The organism is Lachnoclostridium sp. An138 (genome assembly GCF_002160765.1).
GTDB lineage: Bacteria > Bacillota > Clostridia > Lachnospirales > Lachnospiraceae > Laedolimicola > Laedolimicola faecalis.
Map to the genome: position 1 here is coordinate 166569 of NZ_NFLF01000003.1, position 16790 is coordinate 183358.

Sequence of the window (16790 nt, forward strand, 5' to 3'; positions counted from 1 at the left end):
CAGGATTTTTTAATTTCCCGTCCGGGTCTGCAAAGACGGAACAGCAGCAGGTTTTTTGTCCCGGGCGCCAGAAAGGAAAAGGAAACGGATGTTATGAATGCAAACAGCAAAAAGGCCTGGCTTTATCTTCTGCCTGCCACATTATTTCTTGTGTTTTTCCTGGTATATCCGCTGATCGACGTGTTTGTCTACTCGGTGGAGGAAGGATATAATTTCGCGTCGCAGACATATTTCGGCACAGGGCTTTATAATTTTTCCTATGTCCTGCATGATCCGTATTTTCTGCAGGCAGTGAAAAATACTTTTATTCTGGTGATTATCACAGTGCCGGTTTCCACCGGGCTGGCGCTTCTGATTTCGGTTGGATTAAGCTCCATCAAACCTCTTCGGGAGCTTTACCAGACCGTGTACTTTCTGCCCTATGTGACGAATACGCTGGCGGTGGGCCTTGTGTTTATGATTCTGTTTCAGAAGACGGAGTATACGGATGGTCTGGTGAATCTGCTGATCAGCTGGTTCGGCGGCGGAACGGTGGATTTCATTGACGGGCCGTACTGGGCGAAGATGTTTGTACTCTGTTTCTATACCGTCTGGGTGGTCATGCCCTTTAAGATTCTGGTGCTGACCAGCGCGCTGGCTTCCGTGAATCAGGATTATTACCGGGCGGCCAGGGTGGACGGAACGCCCCGGCTCCGGGTGTTTACAAAGATTACGCTGCCGATGATTTCGCCGATGATTTTCTATCTTGTGATTACAGGTTTTATCGGAGCTTTCAAGGCCTACAGCGACGCGGTGGCGCTGTTTGGCACGGACCTGAACGCGGCCGGAATGAATACGATTGTGGGTTATGTCTATGACATGCTGTATGGAGACAGCGGCGGATATCCCTCCTATGCGTCCGCGGCGGCGGTGATTCTGTTTGCCATCGTGCTGACAATCACCTGCATCAATCTTCTGGTCAGCAGAAAACGGGTGGAAGTTTAAGAGTTACTGATGAAATGAGGTACGAGTGAACAGTAACGTTTGAGAGGGATAGAACATGGAACGACAAGCTGAGTTTGAGAAAGCCGGCCTCGGAAAAGGCCGGGATGAGAACCCTGGCTCCGGGCGGGCGGAATATGAAAGAATACAGAAGAAGGCAGGCAGGAGAAACCGGATAAGGAAAGCTCTGACCTATACGGGGTTGAGCGTCTGGGCGCTGATTGTGCTCTTTCCGTTCTACTGGATGCTTCTGACATCGGTAAAGAGCTACGGCGCGTACAACGCGGAGCATGTCCCGTCTTTCTTTACCCTGTCGCCGACCATTCAGAATTATATTGACGCGTTTACGCAGGTGCCGCTGGGCGGTTATCTGATGAACACGGTGATTTTTGCCCTGCTGACCACCCTGCTGATGGTAGTTGTAAGCGTTTTGGCGGCGTATGCCTTCGCCAGGTTGGAATTTCGGGGGAAAAACCTGCTTTTTACGCTGTTTCTTTCTATGATGATGATTCCCAGCGAGCTGGTGGTGATCACCAATTTCGTGACAGTGACCAATCTGGATCTGAGAAATACGTTTGCGGGACTGGTGCTGCCGTCGGTGACCTCGGTGTTTTACATTTATCTGCTGAAAGAAAATTTTGAACAGGTGCCGGACGAGCTTTACCGGGCAGCCAAGGTGGACGGGACCTCTGATTTGAAATATCTCCTGAAGGTTATGGTCCCCATCTGCAGGCCAACCATCGTCACGGTTACGATTCTGAAGATTATTGAGTGCTGGAACTCTTATGTATGGCCAAGACTCATCACCGATGATCCGGCCTATTATCTGGTTTCAAACGGAATCCAGGAGATCCGGGAGAATGGCTTTGGCCGTGAGAATATTCCGGCCATGATGGCGGCTGTGGTAGTCATTTCCGTGCCGCTTATCATTCTGTTCCTGGTATTCCGGAAGAAGATTATGGAAGGCGTGTCAAGAGGAGGAATGAAGGGATGAGAAAGCCTGGGAAAGGAATTGCGGCGCTTGCGGGCCTCGGCCTTATGTGCCTGGCGCTTCTTTCCGGCTGCCACGGACAGAGAGAGCAGGCCGCTTTCGCGGTGCCGGAGAGTTTTGACACCTCCAGAGATTATGAGATTACATTCTGGGCGAAAAACGATACGAATATCAATCAGACAGAGATCTATAAGCAGGCGATCGCCGACTTTCAGGAGCTGTACCCGAATATTACGGTGAATCTGCGCCTTTATACGGATTACGGCGATATCTATAATGACGTCATCACAAACATTTCCACGGGAACGACGCCGGACGTGTGCATCACCTATCCGGACCATATCGCGACTTATATGACAGGGGAAAACGTGGTGGTCCCGCTGGATGATCTGTTTGCGGATGAAAAATACGGTCTGGGTGGAAGCGAGCTTTTGTTTGACGGACCCACACAGGAGGAGATTGTGCCTCAATTCCTGGAAGAGTGCTCCATCGAAGGCGCTTATTACGCGGTGCCCTACATGCGTTCCACAGAAGCCTGCTATATCAATAAAACATACGTAGAGGCGCTGGGCTACACGCTGCCGGAGACGCTGACCTGGGATTTTATCTGGGAGGTGTCGGAGGCTGCCACGGAGAAGAATGCGGATGGCACCTATAAGCTGAACGGCGGAGACGTCATGATTCCCTTTATCTACAAGTCCACGGACAACATGATGATTCAAATGCTGAAGCAGCAGGGGGCAGGCTACTCCACGGAGACAGGCGATATACAGATTTTCAACAATACGACGGAAGAGATTCTCTATACGGCGGCAGAGCATACGGCAAGCGGAGCCTTTTCCACGTTCAAGATCTCCGGTTATCCTGCCAATTTCCTGAACGCGGGCCAGTGCGTCTTCGCCATTGACTCCACGGCGGGAGCCACCTGGATGGGAAGCGACGCGCCTCTGGTGGATATTGCGGAAGAAGCTCTGGTGGATTTTGAGATCGATGTCATGGAGATTCCTCAGTACGATCCGGAGAATCCTCAGATGATTTCTCAGGGGCCGTCCATCTGTATTTTCAATAAAGAAGACCCCCAGGAGGTTCTGGCTTCCTGGCTGTTCACCCAGTATCTTTTGAGCAATGAGGTGCAGATCGCCTATGCGCAGACGGAGGGCTATGTGCCCGTTACGACAAAGGCGCAGAACTCGGAGAAATACCAGGACTATCTCTCCCGCGCAGGGGAGGATGACGATACCTATTATGAGGTAAAGATCAAGGCGTCCCAGATTCTTCTGGATCATATGGACGATACCTTTACCACTCCGGTATTCAACGGTTCCACGTCTCTCCGCGACGCGGCGGGGCAGCTCATCGAGGAAGTGACGAAATCTGTCCGCAGAAAGGAGACGGTGGATGAGTCCTATATGGAAAATCTGTATGCGGAGGTTCAGGCTCTCTACCGATTGAATGAATATGGCGGTCCGGCCGGCGGCAAGGTGGATCTGGGTCCTCTGCCCGGAACAGCGAAGGCGCTGCTGGGGGCGCTGGCGGCTGCCTGGGTACTGATCCTGCTGTATCTCGCGAGGGAAGGAATGAGAAAACGCGGAAGAAGGCGCTGATTTCCGGCAGGCTGTTTGCGGCGGAATATCTGCGGAATATCTGCCGGCTTGTTTGCGGCGGAATTGTTGACTTCTTTGAAAATTCGATTATAATAAAATTGTGCGTTTTCAAAGGCAGAGCCGGACAGCAGTCGGATTTCCGTCCGGTTCCGGCAGAAGAAAGCGCCGTTACTGTAGGAGATACAAAGTGAAAAGGAGAATTATTATGAAAAAGAGTTTATGTGCAGTTCTGGTTCTTTCCATGACACTGGCTCTGGCCGGATGCGCCGGACAGGCTGGCAGCACGGCTGAGACTGAGACCACAGAGGAGAGCGCCGCTGCAGAGACGACGGAAGAGACTGCAGAGACAGAAGAGGCAGCAGAAGACACAGAAGCTTCTGCGGAAGAGACGGCTCCGGCAGAGGTTATGACCCATGAGGAGTATATGGCAGCAGATCTGGACAGCCAGGTGACAGTAGAGTCTTATGTTCAGGCAACCCAGTCCTGGTGGGATGATAACGGACAGGGAAAGATCACGGTTTACGCTCAGAGCGAGGACGGCGCGTATTTCTTCTATGAGCTGGCATGTACAGAAGAAGATGCTGCGAAGCTGACTCCGGGAACCAAGATCCGCGTGACCGGATACAAGTCTGAGTGGTCCGGAGAAGTGGAGATCATGGACGGCACCTTTGAGTTTGTAGATGATGGAGAAGAATTTATCGCAGAGCCTGTGGATGTGACAGAGCTTCTGGGAACCGATGAGCTCATCAATCATCAGAATGAGTTCGTATCTTTCACAGGCCTGACTGTAGAGCCGGCTGCGGAGGGAAGCGACGCAGCGTTCCTGTACAGCTATGATGGTTCCGGTTCAGACGGAGACGACCTGTATTTTAACGCTTCTTATAATGGACAGACGTATACCTTTACGGTAGAGTCTTATCTGTGTGACAATACGACGGATGTGTATAATACGGTAGAGGCGCTGGAGATTGGCCAGACCATCGATATGCAGGGCTTCCTGTACTGGTATGAGGGCGTAAATCCGCATATCACAATGGTGACTGTAGCAGAGTAAAAGAACAGCTGTAACAGCAGCGGGGAATAAGTAAAAAGTAACGAATAGCAAGTAAGTGACAGAAAACTGCCGCAGGCATGCTTTCCGGGAAATTGGGAAAGCATGTTCTGCGGCAGTTTTTATATAACGCAGTGTTCTGCGCGCAGATCTTACAGCCCGGTCATAACCCGGACAGCTATTCTGATTTCTTTTTCCAGCCAGTTGCCGTAGCCGGGAATTTTCCAGACATTCCACAGTTCGTTGTCTCCGCCGGACTGAACGGCGATATAAGCGTCTTTTCCTTGCATATAGGCCAGATAATCCCTATGGTCTGTCACGGCAGTACCCGCTTCAGAGGGAACATTTTCCTGAACAATTCTTACCCAGACGGAGCTGTCATCTTGGGAGACGCCGTCTTCTTCCGGGAGAGAAGGAGCTTCTTCCTCATCGAGAAGGGAATTGCTGATTCGAATCCATTCGTTATCATTTTCCGAAATGTCTTCAGATACGGCTTCCATATCCAGGCCGCCTCTGAGGGCCAGCCATGCCAGGGCAGAGATATCATCCACCAGTCCTGTGGAGCAGCCGGAGAGCGTTTCTATGCCACCTTCCCAGCAGATCAGGACGGTTTTTACAGATTGAGTTCCGGAGGAATCAGGCTCCAGATCCGAAGAATGGGTCTGCGCAGAACCGGAAGCTGCTTCCGGCGTCGAAGTCTGTGAAGAGTCCGGACCGTTCTGCACGCAGGCGGCGGATAGGGTCAGCATTGCTGACAGAAGGCTCATGCAGATGCAGCGGCGCAAGTTCTTTCTCATAGACTTCCCCTCCTATTCCGCCAGCGGCATGTTTTGATACCGGTCCAGGACCTGCTCCAGCGATCGGACGCCGGTACCGGCTCCGACAGACTCCACGGCCAGGGAGGCTGCGGCGCAGGCGAAACGGGCGCATTCTACGGGGGCCATGCCTTCAGAAAGGGCGTAGAGAAAGCCTGCGGCAAAATTATCGCCGGCTCCGGTGGTGTCGATGCAGCGGGCGTCAGGAAAAGCGGGAACCAGAGCGGCAGTCTGTCTGCTTTTCAGGAAACAGCCTTTGCTTCCAAGCTTAAGTACCAGGCAGGAGAGGCCGCAGTCCAGAAAAGCGTCAGCGATGTCTTCCGGCGTGTCCCGGCCTGAGACGGCTCTGGCCTCCTCGTAATTGGGAAAAAGATAGTCGATATAAGCCAGGGCAGGCCGGATGTCCTCCAGAGTCTCCCCGTTTTTGCAGCGTGTCATATCAGCGCAGAGAAGCCCGCCTTTTTCCTTTATGGACCGGAACAGAGAGGTCATGGCAGGAACGTCAAACAGAGGTGAGACAAAGATGCTGGCAAAGGAAAAAATGGGGCTTTTGGCCAGGGCGGCTTCTGGAATATCTTCAAGCCTCAGCTTTCGAAGACTGCCGTTTTTATTGGTAATAAAGGAGCGTTCCCCTCTGCGGTCAATCAGAACAATGTTGATACCAGTATCCAGGCCGTCCTCCAGAACCGTGTCTTCGGTGGATACTCCCAGTCCCTGAAAATGGGACAAAAGGATCTGACCGGCCATATCCCTGCCCAGCTTGGTAATCAGATTTACTTTTTTCCCGAGGCGGGCCAGCGTGCCTGCCTCGTTGGCGGCGTCACCGCCGGCAGCCATGGAGATGCCTTCGGCAGGATATGAGGATACGTTCAGCTCAGAACCGGATACAGGACGGGCCAGCACATCAAGAACTGCCGCGCCGATTACCGTGATGTCATACATAAGAATACCCCTTTCACAGAAAATTTGTCAGGAAAGCCTGGGCCGCCGGACAGCCCGGGACAGACGAATATTAAAATATAAAATATCAGAATATACTATATAAAATATAAAAATGCCTGCCCCATTTGTATTATATACAACAGGCAGGCATTTTGAAAGAGATGAAATCAGGTTTGATTATTTTGTGACCGGAATTCCATGTACGATGCGGCGGTATATCTTCCATATAATTACGGCCGGAAAGCTGATGGTCAGATACAGGGTGGTCAGAAGTCCCGTCACGCCGCCTACGATTGCCACGATCCACAAAAGTATGTTATTCATAGTCAATTCCCCTTTTCCAGCTTCATTTTTGTCACACTTATTTTAGCAGGATTGGAGGAAAAGACAAAGAATACATCCGTTTTCTTAACGGAATTTTAACAGCCCGACAGGCAGGGAAGGTCCTGGACATGTCAGGCTTTTTCGTCCAGATGCTTTAGATAATACCGGGTGTCCTTTGCGATGACATCCGAAAGCAGGAGGATGGCAGCCAGGTTTGGCAGAGCCATCAGTGCGTTGAGCGTGTCAGAGATGCTCCAGACCAGCTCCAGCCGGACCACCGGCGCGAAGACGATGACAAAAATCCACAGAAACCGATAGGGAAAAAGCGAAACCTTTCCAAAAAGGTATTCCAGGCACCGTTCCCCATAGTAGGACCAGCCCAGAATAGTAGCATAGGCAAAAGTGATGATTCCGAAGATCAGAACCGGCTGCCCGATATAAGGAATTCTGGAGAAAGCAGCGCTGGTAAGCTCTCCGCCGGAGAGCGTGGTGGAGACGGGCTCGGAGAGCGCGGCAGTTCCGGAAAGTATACCGGAAGCCGCGCCGGGGGCTGCGGCATCAGCGAGCAGGCTGCTTACCAGGACAAGCCCTGTGATCAGACAGACCACAACAGTATCCCAGAAGGTGGCGGTGGACGCGATGAGAGCCTGACGCACCGGATTACGGCAGCGGGCAGCGGCCGCAATGATGGGAGCGGAACCCATACCGGCTTCATTGGAAAAAAGTCCGCGGGATATTCCAAAGCGTGCGGCAATCATGATGCCAGAACCGGCCATTCCTCCGGCCAGCGCTCCGGCCTCCCAAAAAGCGCTTTTCACAATCAGAGCGAGAGCTTCGCCGAGAAAGGCACGGTTCATGCAGAGAATGATAAGGCAGCCGAGCATATAGAAAAGCGCCATGAAAGGCACCAGTTTTTCACAGACCCTGGAGACAGAACGGACGCCTCCAAAGATCACGGCACAGGTAATGAGCCCTGTCACCAGGCCCACGGCCAGAGAGGGAAGACTGGGTATGCGTTCCAGCAGAGAGGGCAGCCAGCAGAAAGGACCGTCAGCCCGGTCAGCAGCCTGGCGGACAGCGGGAGTCAGGATAGCCGCGATGGCGTTTACCTGAACGCCGCATCCGATTCCGAAAGAGGTAAGTACGCCGAAGCAGGCAAACAGGACGGCGGGCACTTTCAGATGCAGAGCCCGTTCCAGGGCGTACATGGCTCCGCCCTGCATGGTGCCGTCGCTGGTGCGCACCCGGTATTTTATGGCAATCAGGGATTCTGCGTAGGAAGTCGCCATGCCGAAGATGCCGGTAAGCCAGCACCAGAAGACAGCGCCTGGGCCGCCCAAAGCAATGGCCGTCCCCACGCCTATGATATTTCCTGTTCCGAGGGTGGAGGCGAGGGAGGTGGAAAGAGCGGCAAAGGGGCTGATGTCTCCGTCTGAATCCGGGTCCTTTGCCAGAGAAAGGCGGATGGCCAGGGGAAGCTTCTTCTGAATAAAGCCTGTCTTCCAGGTCATAAAAAGATGGGTGCCTGACAGCAGAAGAATCATGGGAAGCCCCCAGAGACAGTTATTTATAGTTTCTACAATATGGCTGATGCTTTCCATAAGACCCTCCCGGGCGGAATTCTTTGCTTCCAGTATATGAGGCGCGCCGGGGCTTCATGCGGCGTACGAAAGGCAGGCGTGGGCAGAGCAGGGGTTATATTCCATGAAATTTTCAGGCGGGCAGCTTGCAATGAAACATGGTTTTCGATATACTGGGGATAATCAATAAGAAAAGCAAGGGAGAACTGTTATGAAGAAGATTGTGAAAAGTCTGCCTTTTAAGCTTCTGGTGGGAGTGATCGTGGGAATGCTTCTGGGGCTTGTGGCAAACGAGGCGGTCATGAACGTGGTGGTGACGGTCAAGCAGCTGCTGGGAGAGGTGATCAATTTCTGCGTGCCGCTGATTGTCATCGGCTTTATTGCGCCTTCTATTACAAAGCTGGGAAGCAATGCCTCCCGTATGCTGATTGTGGCCCTGCTTCTGGCGTATGCGTCGTCTATCGGAGCGGCGCTTGCTTCAATGGCCGCAGGGTATGCGGTTATCCCTCATCTGTCCATCGTATCAGAGGTAGAGGGACTGCGTGAGCTTCCGGAAGTGGTTTTTGATCTGAAGATACCGGCAGTCATGGATGTGATGAGCGCTCTGGCGTTCTCACTGCTGATTGGACTCGGCGTGACCTGGACGAAATCAAAGAGAACGGAAGAGCTTCTGGATGAATTTCAGGCTATCGTGCTTTCGATAGTGAGCAAGGTGGTGATTCCGGTTCTGCCCTTCTTTATCGCATCGACCTTCTGCGGGCTGGCCTACGAGGGAACGATCACAAAGCAGCTTCCGGTCTTTATTCAGGTGATTTTGATTGTGATGGCCGGACATTATCTGTGGATGGCCCTTCTCTATATACTTGCCGGAATCTATTCCGGTAAAAATCCGCTTGAGGTAGTGAAGCATTATGGACCTGCCTATATTACGGCGGTCGGGACCATGTCTTCGGCAGCGACGCTGGCGGTGGCCCTGCGCTGCGCCGGAAAGTCCAGGGTGCTGCGTCAGGATATGGTGGATTTCGGAATTCCGCTGTTTGCCAATATTCATCTCTGTGGTTCCGTGCTGACGGAGGTCTTCTTTGTGATGACAGTATCTCAGATTCTGTACGGTGAGATTCCGTCCTTAAGCACAATGATTCTGTTCTGTCTGCTGCTGGGGGTTTTTGCCATCGGCGCTCCCGGTGTGCCAGGAGGAACCGTCATGGCATCTCTGGGACTGATTACGGGAGTCCTGCTTTTTGACGCCACAGGAACGGGGCTGATGCTTACGATCTTTGCTCTGCAGGACAGCTTTGGAACGGCCTGCAACGTGACAGGCGACGGAGCGCTGACCCTGATTCTGACCGGATATGCGGAGAAGCACCACATTGAAGCGGAGTCCTGAGCAGGAAAAGGGATATTTTTAGGATGCTATGATGCCGGTATGCGCGGAGCGGCGGAGAAACGCCATTTCGGGCATGCCGGTTTTTTCTATTCCCGCAGGCAGTGGGCCAAGAGGACGCGGCCCAGCTTGATGCCCCGCTGCCTGCAGAGGTGGATTTGACTTGATTTACGAATGGAGAAAAAAATCCGGCGGAAGCCAAACTTTTTGAAAAGACCTTACGTCTAATAGATAGAAAAGCAAAGGAGGAGGAAAGGATGAATGCAGATGATTTACAAAAGAAAGTAGAAGAACAGATTCTGGATTCTTACGAAGCCATGTACCGTCTGGCCTATACCTACGTGAGAAATGAAGAAGACGCTCTGGATATCGTTCAGGAAAGTGTGTACAAAGCAATCAAATATTCCGGGCGCGTGCGGCAGGAAGCGCATATCCGCACCTGGCTGTGGCGCATCGTTATGAATACTGCGGTGGATTTTATACGAAAGAACAGCAGAGAGATAGCGACGGATGAAACCCATGAGACAGGAAGAGAAGATGTTTACCAGGATTTTGACACGCTGGAAGCGCTTGAAATTCTGGATGAGAGAGAAAAGACTATCGTGGTCCTTCGGTTTTTTGAGGATTTGAAGCTGGATGATATCGCAAGGATTCTGAATGAAAATACAAGTACGGTCAAAACGGTGCTGTATCGAAGCCTGAAGAAGCTGAGAGTAAGATTAACGGAAGGAGAAATGCTCTATGAAGGATGAGAGATTGGAAAAGATGAAACAGGAATATGAAGAAATCCGCATCCCGGCAGAGCTGCGCCGGAGGGTAGAAGCAGGAATACAAAAAGGAAAAGAAGATGGAGAGGAGATTATACGTATGAATAAAAAATCAAAGCTTATCAAATTTGTCAGAAATACTGCAGGAGCTGTGGTGGCTGCCATGCTGGCAATCACGATTATGGCTAATTCAGGGGCTTCTATTGCCAATGCGATGATGAAGATTCCGGTGCTCGGAACTATCGCGGAAATTGTCACCTTCCGGGAGTACAAGGATTCTACCAATGATATGACAGCAGATGTGAAGATTCCGGAGGTAAGCGTAAAGAATGAGGACGGATCAGTGAACCAGGAGACTACGGATGCTGTCAACAAGAGTATTCAGGAATACACCGATGAGATCATCGCCCAGTATAAGGCAGATGTGGAAGCCTCCGGAGGAGAAGGAAAGCAGCTTGTGGATCTGGAGTATGAGGTGATTACAGATTCTGACCGCCTGTTTTCCATCCGCTTTGACAAACTGCAGATTATGGCCAGCGGAGCTGAGAGCGTAAAGATTTATCATATTGACAAGCAGACCGGCCAGATGATCAATCTGAAGGGGCTTTTTAAGGAAGATGTGAACTTTATCGATCCCATTTCTGATAATATCAAAAAGCAGATGAAGGAGCAGATGGCAGCAGATGAGAGCAAGATGTATTTCATCGACAGCGATATGCCGGAAAGCGATTTCCAGTCCATTACGGAAGACACGACCTTTTACGTAAACGACAGCGGCAAGCTGGTGATTGTCTTTGATGAGTATGAGGTAGCGCCGGGCTCCATGGGAGTTGTGGAATTTGAGATCCCCACAGACGTCATCCAGGATATTGTGCAGGATGGATTTGTGAGCTGAAAGAGAAAAACAGAAAATAGAACAGGGCCGCCGGAAGCTTCCGGCGGCCCTGCCGCGTCTGCCTGGTTTTCACCGGCAGAAATGTTCTTCAGTTTTCTTTTCCATGCTCCTTCAGCCATTCGACAATTTCCGGAAACTCCATGAAATGAGAGGCCTTTACCAGAATGGAATCGCCCTTCATCAGAAGCAGGGAAAGGGATTTGAGCAATTCTTCCTTTGTGTCAAAGTGGCGGCAGGTCATGGAAGGATTCTTGGCTTCAATGCCCCGGGCAGTCTCCCGGGAAAGCTCTCCCACCAGGAAAACCGCGTCGATACCCGCGTCTGCCGCATGGCACCCCACATTGTAATGGAGAAGCTTTTCATTTTCACCCAGTTCGCCCATATCGCCCAGGATGGCGACCTTCCGGCCCAGGGCACAGGAAAGCACGTCCAGGGAAGCGGCCATGGAGACGGGGTTGGCGTTGTAGCAGTCGTCAAGAATATCCCATTTGTCTGTGTGGATCAGATTGTTCCGGCCGCTGACGGGCGTCAGGCTCTCGATACCGGCCCGGATTTCGTCTGTGGTCAGCCCCAGAGAGAGTCCCACGGCCGTTCCGGCCAGAGCGTTGTAGACCATATGGCGGCCGGGGATCGGAATCTGCGCTTCGAAGGAACCGGCTTTTGTGACAAAGGTACAACGGGTGCCTGCAAGACCGAGCTCCACTATATTTTCCGCGTACAGGTCAAGCTCCGGGTTCAGACCGAAGAAGACGGGACGGGGAGACCGGGTATCCTTTAAGGTAATCAGCTTGTCGTCGTCGCCGTTTACAATGATCTGGGCGCCTGGCTGAGCCTGGTCGAACATCTCTGTCTTGGCTTTCAGGATACCGTCCCGGTCCTTCAGATTTTCCAGATGGCAGAGGCCGATATTGGTCAGGACGCAGATCGTGGGCCGGGCCATCCGGGCAAGGCGGGTCATCTCTCCGAAATCACTGATACCCATTTCCAGGACGGCAGCCTCATGCTCCTCGCGGATGCGGAAGATAGTCAGCGGCAGGCCAATCTCATTGTTGAAATTGCCCTCTGTCTTCAGAACCTGGTAACGCTGGCTTAAGATGGAAGCAATCATTTCTTTGGTGCTGGTCTTTCCCACGCTGCCGGAGATCCCCACCACAGGAATGGTCAGGGTGCTGCGGTAGTATTCGGCAAGCCTTTTGATGGCTTCCAGAGTGGAATCCACCAGGATGCAGGGGCCGGCAGGATGTTCCGGGAGCTGCTCGCAGAGCACGGCGGCCGCGCCTTTTGCGAAGACGGTGGGAATAAAGCTGTGTCCGTCCACGCGGGCTCCTTTTACCGCAGCGAAGAGATATCCGGGGGCTGCAAGGCGGCTGTCAATGACGACGCCGCTTACTTCCTGGTTTTTACGGTCTTCCCCGCCCACATAGGTTCCCCTGCAGGCGCGGGCGATCTGGATAAGAGACATTTCTTTCATTTTAATGAAACCTCGATTAGTTTTTCGCAGAGGTCCTCAAAGGACATGCCGATGACTGCAGCCTCCTGAGGCAGCAGGCTGGTGGGAGTCATGCCGGGAAGAGTGTTGGCTTCCAGGCAGTAAATGGAGTGGTCAGAAGCATCCATCATAAAATCCATACGGGCATAGGAGCGCATGCCCAGGGCCTCATAAGCCATCTCAGCATAGCGCTGCATCTCCGCAGTCAGTTCCGGAGAAAGATCTGCCGGACAGGTCTCGATAGTGCTTCCGGGCTGATATTTGTTCTTATAATCATAAAATCCTTCCAGGGGCGCGATCTCAATGATGGGAAGAGCCTTTCCGTCAATAACGCCCACAGAGAATTCCCGGCCGGATATATACTGTTCTACGATTACGTCGTCTCCGAACGTGTAAGCGTCATCCAGAGCTTTCTGCAGATCCCTGGGATCGTCTACCCGGTAGGTCCCCACGCTGGAACCGCCGCAGGCAGTCTTTACCATACAGGGATAGGGAACAGAGGAAGGATCGGCCTTTTCCCCGCATTTCAGAGTGATGCCGGCCGGAGTCGGAATCCCGGCGTTCCGGAAAAACTGTTTAGTGATATGCTTATCCATTGCCAGGGCGCTGCTTAAATATCCGGTTCCCGTATAGGGAATTCCCATCAGATCAAAGGCAGCCTGAATCCGGCCGTCCTCGCCGTTCGCTCCGTGGAGCCCCAGGAACACGATGTCTGCCATATTGCAGAGAGCCAGCACATTCGGCCCGAACATGCTCTTTCCGCCGTCCCGGCGCAGATCCTTCAGATGGGAAAGGTCCGGATGTTCGGCAGAGACTGCCTGGATATCCTTTGCCCAGTCCACGTCAAGCTCAAAAAGCTGTTCTGTCACAGGGGTTTCGCTTTCATATCCCAGATAAACGTCCAGCAGGATGACCTGATGGCCGCGGTTTTTCAGGGCGCGGTAAATCTTGCTTCCGGAGCTTAAGGACACATCACGCTCGGTGCTGGTTCCTCCTGCCAATACTACAATTTTCATAATAGCCTCCTCATATCTTCCACAGGCGGCGGGTCAAAAAGGCGGCCCGGAGCCCGGATTATAGCAATGCTTTGTTTTTGTCCAGCATTTCCTGGATCTTCTGCTGGGTATAAGCGCCCAGGCGCTTTTTCTCCTCTCGGGTCAGCTCGTCAGGCATGATCGGCGTTCCGTATTCCAGAATCACATGACAGCGGCGGATAAACGGAATATGGTTTTCAAAGATTTCCGCCGAGTTGGTGATTGCCATGGGGATGATGGGACAGCCTGTCTTCTCCGCCATTTTCATGCTTCCTTCCTTAAAAGGCATCATGGTATCGGAACGGTTCCGGGTGCCTTCCGGAAAAATGCAGATGGAGATCCCATTTTTAATATATTCAATTCCCTGCAAAATCGTTTTTAATCCTGCCCGGATATCATCCCGGTCCAGAAACAGGCAGTAAAGGGCCTTCATCCAGTCCCGGAGCAGCGGGTAGCGCAGCATCTCGATCTTGGCGATATAGCCGGTGAGGCGCGGACAGCGGGCATAGGTCATGACCACGTCAAAATAGCTTCTGTGATTGCCCACGTACAGGACGGCCCTGTCCTTTGGAACGTTCTCTTCCCCGATGACCGTAAGCTTTACGCCGGTGGCGAACATGATGAGCTTAAAGGCAGCCTGTACCAGGCGGAGGCTGCTGTAATCCCTGGCCCGGCGGTTGATTTTTCCGATGACCCATTCGATCAGAAGCACCGGAATGCCCAGGATGAGATAGAGCAGAACGATCAGTACAATAATAATAAAACGAATCATAATTTTCTCCTATGTTCAGCGCAGATGTGCCAGAGGCGCGCTGCCCCGGCATCCCGGCGCTATCTTCCAAACAGTTCCGTCATCTGGCGGAGTCCCTGTGCCATGCCGGAATTCAGATCACCGTCACGGTAGCGCCAGGCCCAGTTGCCGTCCGCCACACCGGGAACATTCATACGGCCTTCCTCTCCCAGCTTCAGTACATCCTGAATCGGGAAGATGGCGTAGCGGGCGATGCTTCCCAGGCAGATGCGGATGAAATCCCAGCTGATGCTGGAAGCGTCTGTGTTCATGTAACGGCGCACCTTGTCGCGGGAATATTCGGAAGCGCTGTTGTACCAGCCGGCGGTCGTATTGTTGTCATGGGTGCCGGTGTAGCAGATGCAGTTACGGGTATTGAACTGGTGGGGAAGAAAGGTGCTTTCCCCGCCGTCGAAGGCAAACTGCAGCACACGCATGCCCGGGAAGCCAAGGGTATCCCGGAGCTTTTCTACCTCGGGCGTAATCAGGCCCAGATCCTCCGCGAAAATCGGCAGGTCCTCGCCCAGCGCGTCATGAATGGCACGGAACAGTTCTTCTCCGGGACCTTTTTTCCACTCGCCGGAAATGGCATTTTCCGCGTCCACGGGTACTTCCCAGTAAGCCTCAAAGCCGCGGAAGTGATCGACCCGCACATAATCAGCCTGCTCCAGCAGATGGCGGACACGGGAGATCCACCAGCGGTAGCCTTCCTTTTTGTGGGCGGCCCAGTTGTAAAGGGGATTGCCCCATTTCTGGCCTGTGGCGCTGAAATAATCGGGCGGAACGCCGGCTACGGCAGAAGGGTAGCCCTTTTCATTTACCTGAAAGAGTTCCCGGTTGGCCCAGACGTCCGCGCCGTCCGGAGATACAAAGATAGGAATATCGCCGATGATGGCGATTCCCCGGTCATTGGCGTATTTTTTCAGAGCTTCCCACTGGCTGTAGAAGCAGAACTGAAGGAAGGTGTGGTAAACCATCTCATCCTCCAGCTTCTCCGTCCAGAAAGCCCGGTTTTCTTCTGTCAGGTTGCGCAGGCTTTCCGGCCATTTGGTCCAGGGAAGTCCCTCCTGCTCCTCCTTCAGAGCCATGAAAAGGCTGTAATCGGACAGCCAGACTTCGTTCTTCGTACAGAACTCGTCATATTCCGCCTGCAGATCTTCATCTTCTGAGAGGCAGAACGCTTCATAGGCCTTGCGGAACAGAGGATATTTGTACTCGCGCACTGCGTCATAGTCCACATGAACGGGATCAAAGCCGGGAATTTCCCGCAGGTCTTCTTCCCTGAGAAGTCCCCGCGCTTTCAGAAGCTCCGGGCTGATAAGAAGCGGTTCTCCCGCAAAAACAGAAAAGCCCTGATAGGGCGAATTTCCATGTGAGGTGATGGGGTTCAGCGGAAGAATCTGCCACAGATGCTGTCCGGCCGCCTCCAGGAAATCAATAAAATCATAAGCCCCTTTTCCGAAATCTCCGATTCCGTAGGGAGACGGAAAGGAAGTGGGGTGTACCAGGATGCCGCTGTATCTGTAATTGACAGAATCATCGGCCGATGTTTTCAAACGCATACTGCTCCCTCCTTGAGGGCGGATTTCTTCTGTAAGTACGGCCGGTTCCGGCGCGCGCTTCCGCCTTAAGTTATTATAATAAAGTCAGATACAAAAAACAAGGATCAGAGGAGCATTTTCCCGAAATGAAATCCATAGATATAGATCAAGCAGAGTAAAGGAGCGTAAAGGAATCACAGATGTGGAAAAGGGTATTTCTGATCGGAACCATCCTGCTTTTTCTGTCAGGATGCAGCGTCCAGACCAATCAGACAGAAAAACTGCGGGATCTGGAATATACGATTGCGGAGGATAAGGAGCTTCCGGAGGAGCTGAAGGGAATTCTGGAAGAAAAGAAAACGGAGAGCTTTAAGCTTACCTATGAGGCGGATGACAGCCTCTATCTCTGTATCGGCTACGGAGAACAGGCCACAGGCGGTTACAGCATTTCCGTAAATGAGCTGTATCTCTCTGAAAACGCCATTTATTTTGACACCAATCTGATAGGCCCCGACCCTTCTGAGACAGTGGCTGAGACGGTGAGCTGCCCCTATCTTGTGGTAAAGACCGAATATCTGGATAAACCTGTGGTATTTCAGTGA

At 52.4% G+C, this 16790-nt stretch carries 16 protein-coding genes; 8 read left to right on the forward strand and 8 right to left on the reverse strand.

Annotation, left to right across the window (positions count from 1 at the left end; genetic code table 11):
- Nucleotides 1-93: 93 nt before the first annotated feature.
- The 4 genes from B5E82_RS03975 (at nt 94) to B5E82_RS03990 (ending at nt 4630) form a co-directional block, all read left to right on the forward strand.
- Nucleotides 94-984: a carbohydrate ABC transporter permease gene (locus B5E82_RS03975; RefSeq protein WP_087306086.1), complete on the forward strand. Its 891-nt coding sequence runs from the start codon at nt 94-96 to the stop codon at nt 982-984.
- A gap of 55 nt (nt 985-1039) precedes the next feature.
- The gene (locus B5E82_RS03980; protein ID WP_087306087.1) at nt 1040-1975 is read left to right on the forward strand and encodes a carbohydrate ABC transporter permease; all 936 of its coding nucleotides are present in this window, start codon (nt 1040-1042) and stop codon (nt 1973-1975) included.
- Entirely contained in the window at nt 1972-3576 is a 1605-nt protein-coding gene (locus tag B5E82_RS03985; protein ID WP_087306088.1) for an ABC transporter substrate-binding protein, read from the forward strand. Before B5E82_RS03980 ends, B5E82_RS03985 begins: the two co-directional genes overlap by 4 nt.
- Before the next feature lie 205 nt (nt 3577-3781).
- Nucleotides 3782-4630 (forward strand): hypothetical protein, encoded by an 849-nt coding sequence (locus tag B5E82_RS03990; RefSeq protein WP_087306089.1) that lies wholly within the window; start codon nt 3782-3784, stop codon nt 4628-4630.
- 149 nt (nt 4631-4779) lie between these two features.
- Here the strand turns inward: B5E82_RS03990 and B5E82_RS03995 are convergent, their stop codons facing one another.
- From B5E82_RS03995 to B5E82_RS04005, 4 genes are all read right to left on the reverse strand, one after another.
- Nucleotides 4780-5424, reverse strand: coding sequence for a hypothetical protein (locus tag B5E82_RS03995; RefSeq protein ID WP_087306090.1), 645 nt, complete (start codon nt 5422-5424; stop codon nt 4780-4782).
- Nucleotides 5425-5436: 12 nt separating this feature from the next.
- Nucleotides 5437-6384 carry a carbohydrate kinase family protein gene (locus B5E82_RS04000; RefSeq protein WP_087306091.1) on the reverse strand — a complete coding sequence of 316 codons (948 nt, stop codon included), beginning with the start codon at nt 6382-6384 and terminating at the stop codon, nt 5437-5439.
- Nucleotides 6385-6561: 177 nt separating this feature from the next.
- A complete protein-coding gene (locus B5E82_RS18190; RefSeq protein WP_164488683.1) occupies nt 6562-6708 on the reverse strand; it encodes a hypothetical protein in 147 nt (48 codons plus the stop codon).
- A gap of 131 nt (nt 6709-6839) precedes the next feature.
- A complete protein-coding gene (locus B5E82_RS04005; RefSeq protein WP_087306092.1) occupies nt 6840-8309 on the reverse strand; it encodes an alanine/glycine:cation symporter family protein in 1470 nt (489 codons plus the stop codon).
- A 190-nt stretch (nt 8310-8499) separates the two neighbouring features.
- Between B5E82_RS04005 and B5E82_RS04010 the strand changes: the two genes are divergently transcribed.
- The 3 genes from B5E82_RS04010 to B5E82_RS04020 all read left to right on the forward strand — a co-directional run bounded on the left by B5E82_RS04010 (nt 8500) and on the right by B5E82_RS04020 (nt 11334).
- Nucleotides 8500-9675: a dicarboxylate/amino acid:cation symporter gene (locus tag B5E82_RS04010; RefSeq protein ID WP_087306093.1), complete on the forward strand. Its 1176-nt coding sequence runs from the start codon at nt 8500-8502 to the stop codon at nt 9673-9675.
- Nucleotides 9676-9929: 254 nt separating this feature from the next.
- Entirely contained in the window at nt 9930-10424 is a 495-nt protein-coding gene (locus B5E82_RS04015) for a sigma-70 family RNA polymerase sigma factor (RefSeq protein WP_087306094.1), read from the forward strand.
- Nucleotides 10414-11334 (forward strand): DUF3298 and DUF4163 domain-containing protein, encoded by a 921-nt coding sequence (locus B5E82_RS04020; RefSeq protein WP_087306095.1) that lies wholly within the window; start codon nt 10414-10416, stop codon nt 11332-11334. The genes B5E82_RS04015 and B5E82_RS04020 overlap by 11 nt, the downstream gene beginning before the upstream one ends.
- Nucleotides 11335-11422: 88 nt before the next feature.
- On the opposite strand, the gene B5E82_RS04025 is transcribed toward B5E82_RS04020, so the two are convergent.
- From B5E82_RS04025 to malQ, 4 genes are read right to left on the reverse strand one after another with little or no spacing between them, the layout of a single operon-like run.
- A complete protein-coding gene (locus tag B5E82_RS04025; protein WP_087306096.1) occupies nt 11423-12805 on the reverse strand; it encodes a UDP-N-acetylmuramoyl-tripeptide--D-alanyl-D-alanine ligase in 1383 nt (460 codons plus the stop codon).
- Nucleotides 12802-13839 (reverse strand): D-alanine--D-alanine ligase family protein, encoded by a 1038-nt coding sequence (locus B5E82_RS04030; RefSeq protein ID WP_087306097.1) that lies wholly within the window; start codon nt 13837-13839, stop codon nt 12802-12804. Before B5E82_RS04030 ends, B5E82_RS04025 begins: the two co-directional genes overlap by 4 nt.
- Before the next feature lie 58 nt (nt 13840-13897).
- Nucleotides 13898-14629 carry a lysophospholipid acyltransferase family protein gene (locus B5E82_RS04035; protein ID WP_087306098.1) on the reverse strand — a complete coding sequence of 244 codons (732 nt, stop codon included), beginning with the start codon at nt 14627-14629 and terminating at the stop codon, nt 13898-13900.
- A 59-nt stretch (nt 14630-14688) separates the two neighbouring features.
- The gene (gene malQ / locus B5E82_RS04040) at nt 14689-16209 is read right to left on the reverse strand and encodes a 4-alpha-glucanotransferase (protein WP_087306099.1); all 1521 of its coding nucleotides are present in this window, start codon (nt 16207-16209) and stop codon (nt 14689-14691) included.
- A gap of 179 nt (nt 16210-16388) precedes the next feature.
- Between malQ and B5E82_RS04045 the strand changes: the two genes are divergently transcribed.
- Nucleotides 16389-16790 carry a protease complex subunit PrcB family protein gene (locus tag B5E82_RS04045; RefSeq protein WP_087306100.1) on the forward strand — a complete coding sequence of 134 codons (402 nt, stop codon included), beginning with the start codon at nt 16389-16391 and terminating at the stop codon, nt 16788-16790.

Excerpts from the sequence above, each read along its gene's own strand:
- B5E82_RS03975 (WP_087306086.1), top strand. The coding sequence starts at position 94 with ATGAATGCAAACAGCAAAAAGGCCTGGCTTTATCTTCTGCCTGCCACA.
- B5E82_RS03980 (WP_087306087.1), top strand. The coding sequence starts at position 1,040 with ATGGAACGACAAGCTGAGTTTGAGAAAGCCGGCCTCGGAAAAGGCCGG.
- B5E82_RS03985 (WP_087306088.1), top strand. The coding sequence starts at position 1,972 with ATGAGAAAGCCTGGGAAAGGAATTGCGGCGCTTGCGGGCCTCGGCCTT.
- B5E82_RS03990 (WP_087306089.1), top strand. The coding sequence starts at position 3,782 with ATGAAAAAGAGTTTATGTGCAGTTCTGGTTCTTTCCATGACACTGGCT.
- B5E82_RS03995 (WP_087306090.1), bottom strand. The coding sequence starts at position 5,424 with ATGAGAAAGAACTTGCGCCGCTGCATCTGCATGAGCCTTCTGTCAGCA.
- B5E82_RS04000 (WP_087306091.1), bottom strand. The coding sequence starts at position 6,384 with ATGTATGACATCACGGTAATCGGCGCGGCAGTTCTTGATGTGCTGGCC.
- B5E82_RS18190 (WP_164488683.1), bottom strand. The coding sequence starts at position 6,708 with ATGAATAACATACTTTTGTGGATCGTGGCAATCGTAGGCGGCGTGACG.
- B5E82_RS04005 (WP_087306092.1), bottom strand. The coding sequence starts at position 8,309 with ATGGAAAGCATCAGCCATATTGTAGAAACTATAAATAACTGTCTCTGG.
- B5E82_RS04010 (WP_087306093.1), top strand. The coding sequence starts at position 8,500 with ATGAAGAAGATTGTGAAAAGTCTGCCTTTTAAGCTTCTGGTGGGAGTG.
- B5E82_RS04015 (WP_087306094.1), top strand. The coding sequence starts at position 9,930 with ATGAATGCAGATGATTTACAAAAGAAAGTAGAAGAACAGATTCTGGAT.
- B5E82_RS04020 (WP_087306095.1), top strand. The coding sequence starts at position 10,414 with ATGAAGGATGAGAGATTGGAAAAGATGAAACAGGAATATGAAGAAATC.
- B5E82_RS04025 (WP_087306096.1), bottom strand. The coding sequence starts at position 12,805 with ATGAAAGAAATGTCTCTTATCCAGATCGCCCGCGCCTGCAGGGGAACC.
- B5E82_RS04030 (WP_087306097.1), bottom strand. The coding sequence starts at position 13,839 with ATGAAAATTGTAGTATTGGCAGGAGGAACCAGCACCGAGCGTGATGTG.
- B5E82_RS04035 (WP_087306098.1), bottom strand. The coding sequence starts at position 14,629 with ATGATTCGTTTTATTATTATTGTACTGATCGTTCTGCTCTATCTCATC.
- malQ (WP_087306099.1), bottom strand. The coding sequence starts at position 16,209 with ATGCGTTTGAAAACATCGGCCGATGATTCTGTCAATTACAGATACAGC.
- B5E82_RS04045 (WP_087306100.1), top strand. The coding sequence starts at position 16,389 with ATGTGGAAAAGGGTATTTCTGATCGGAACCATCCTGCTTTTTCTGTCA.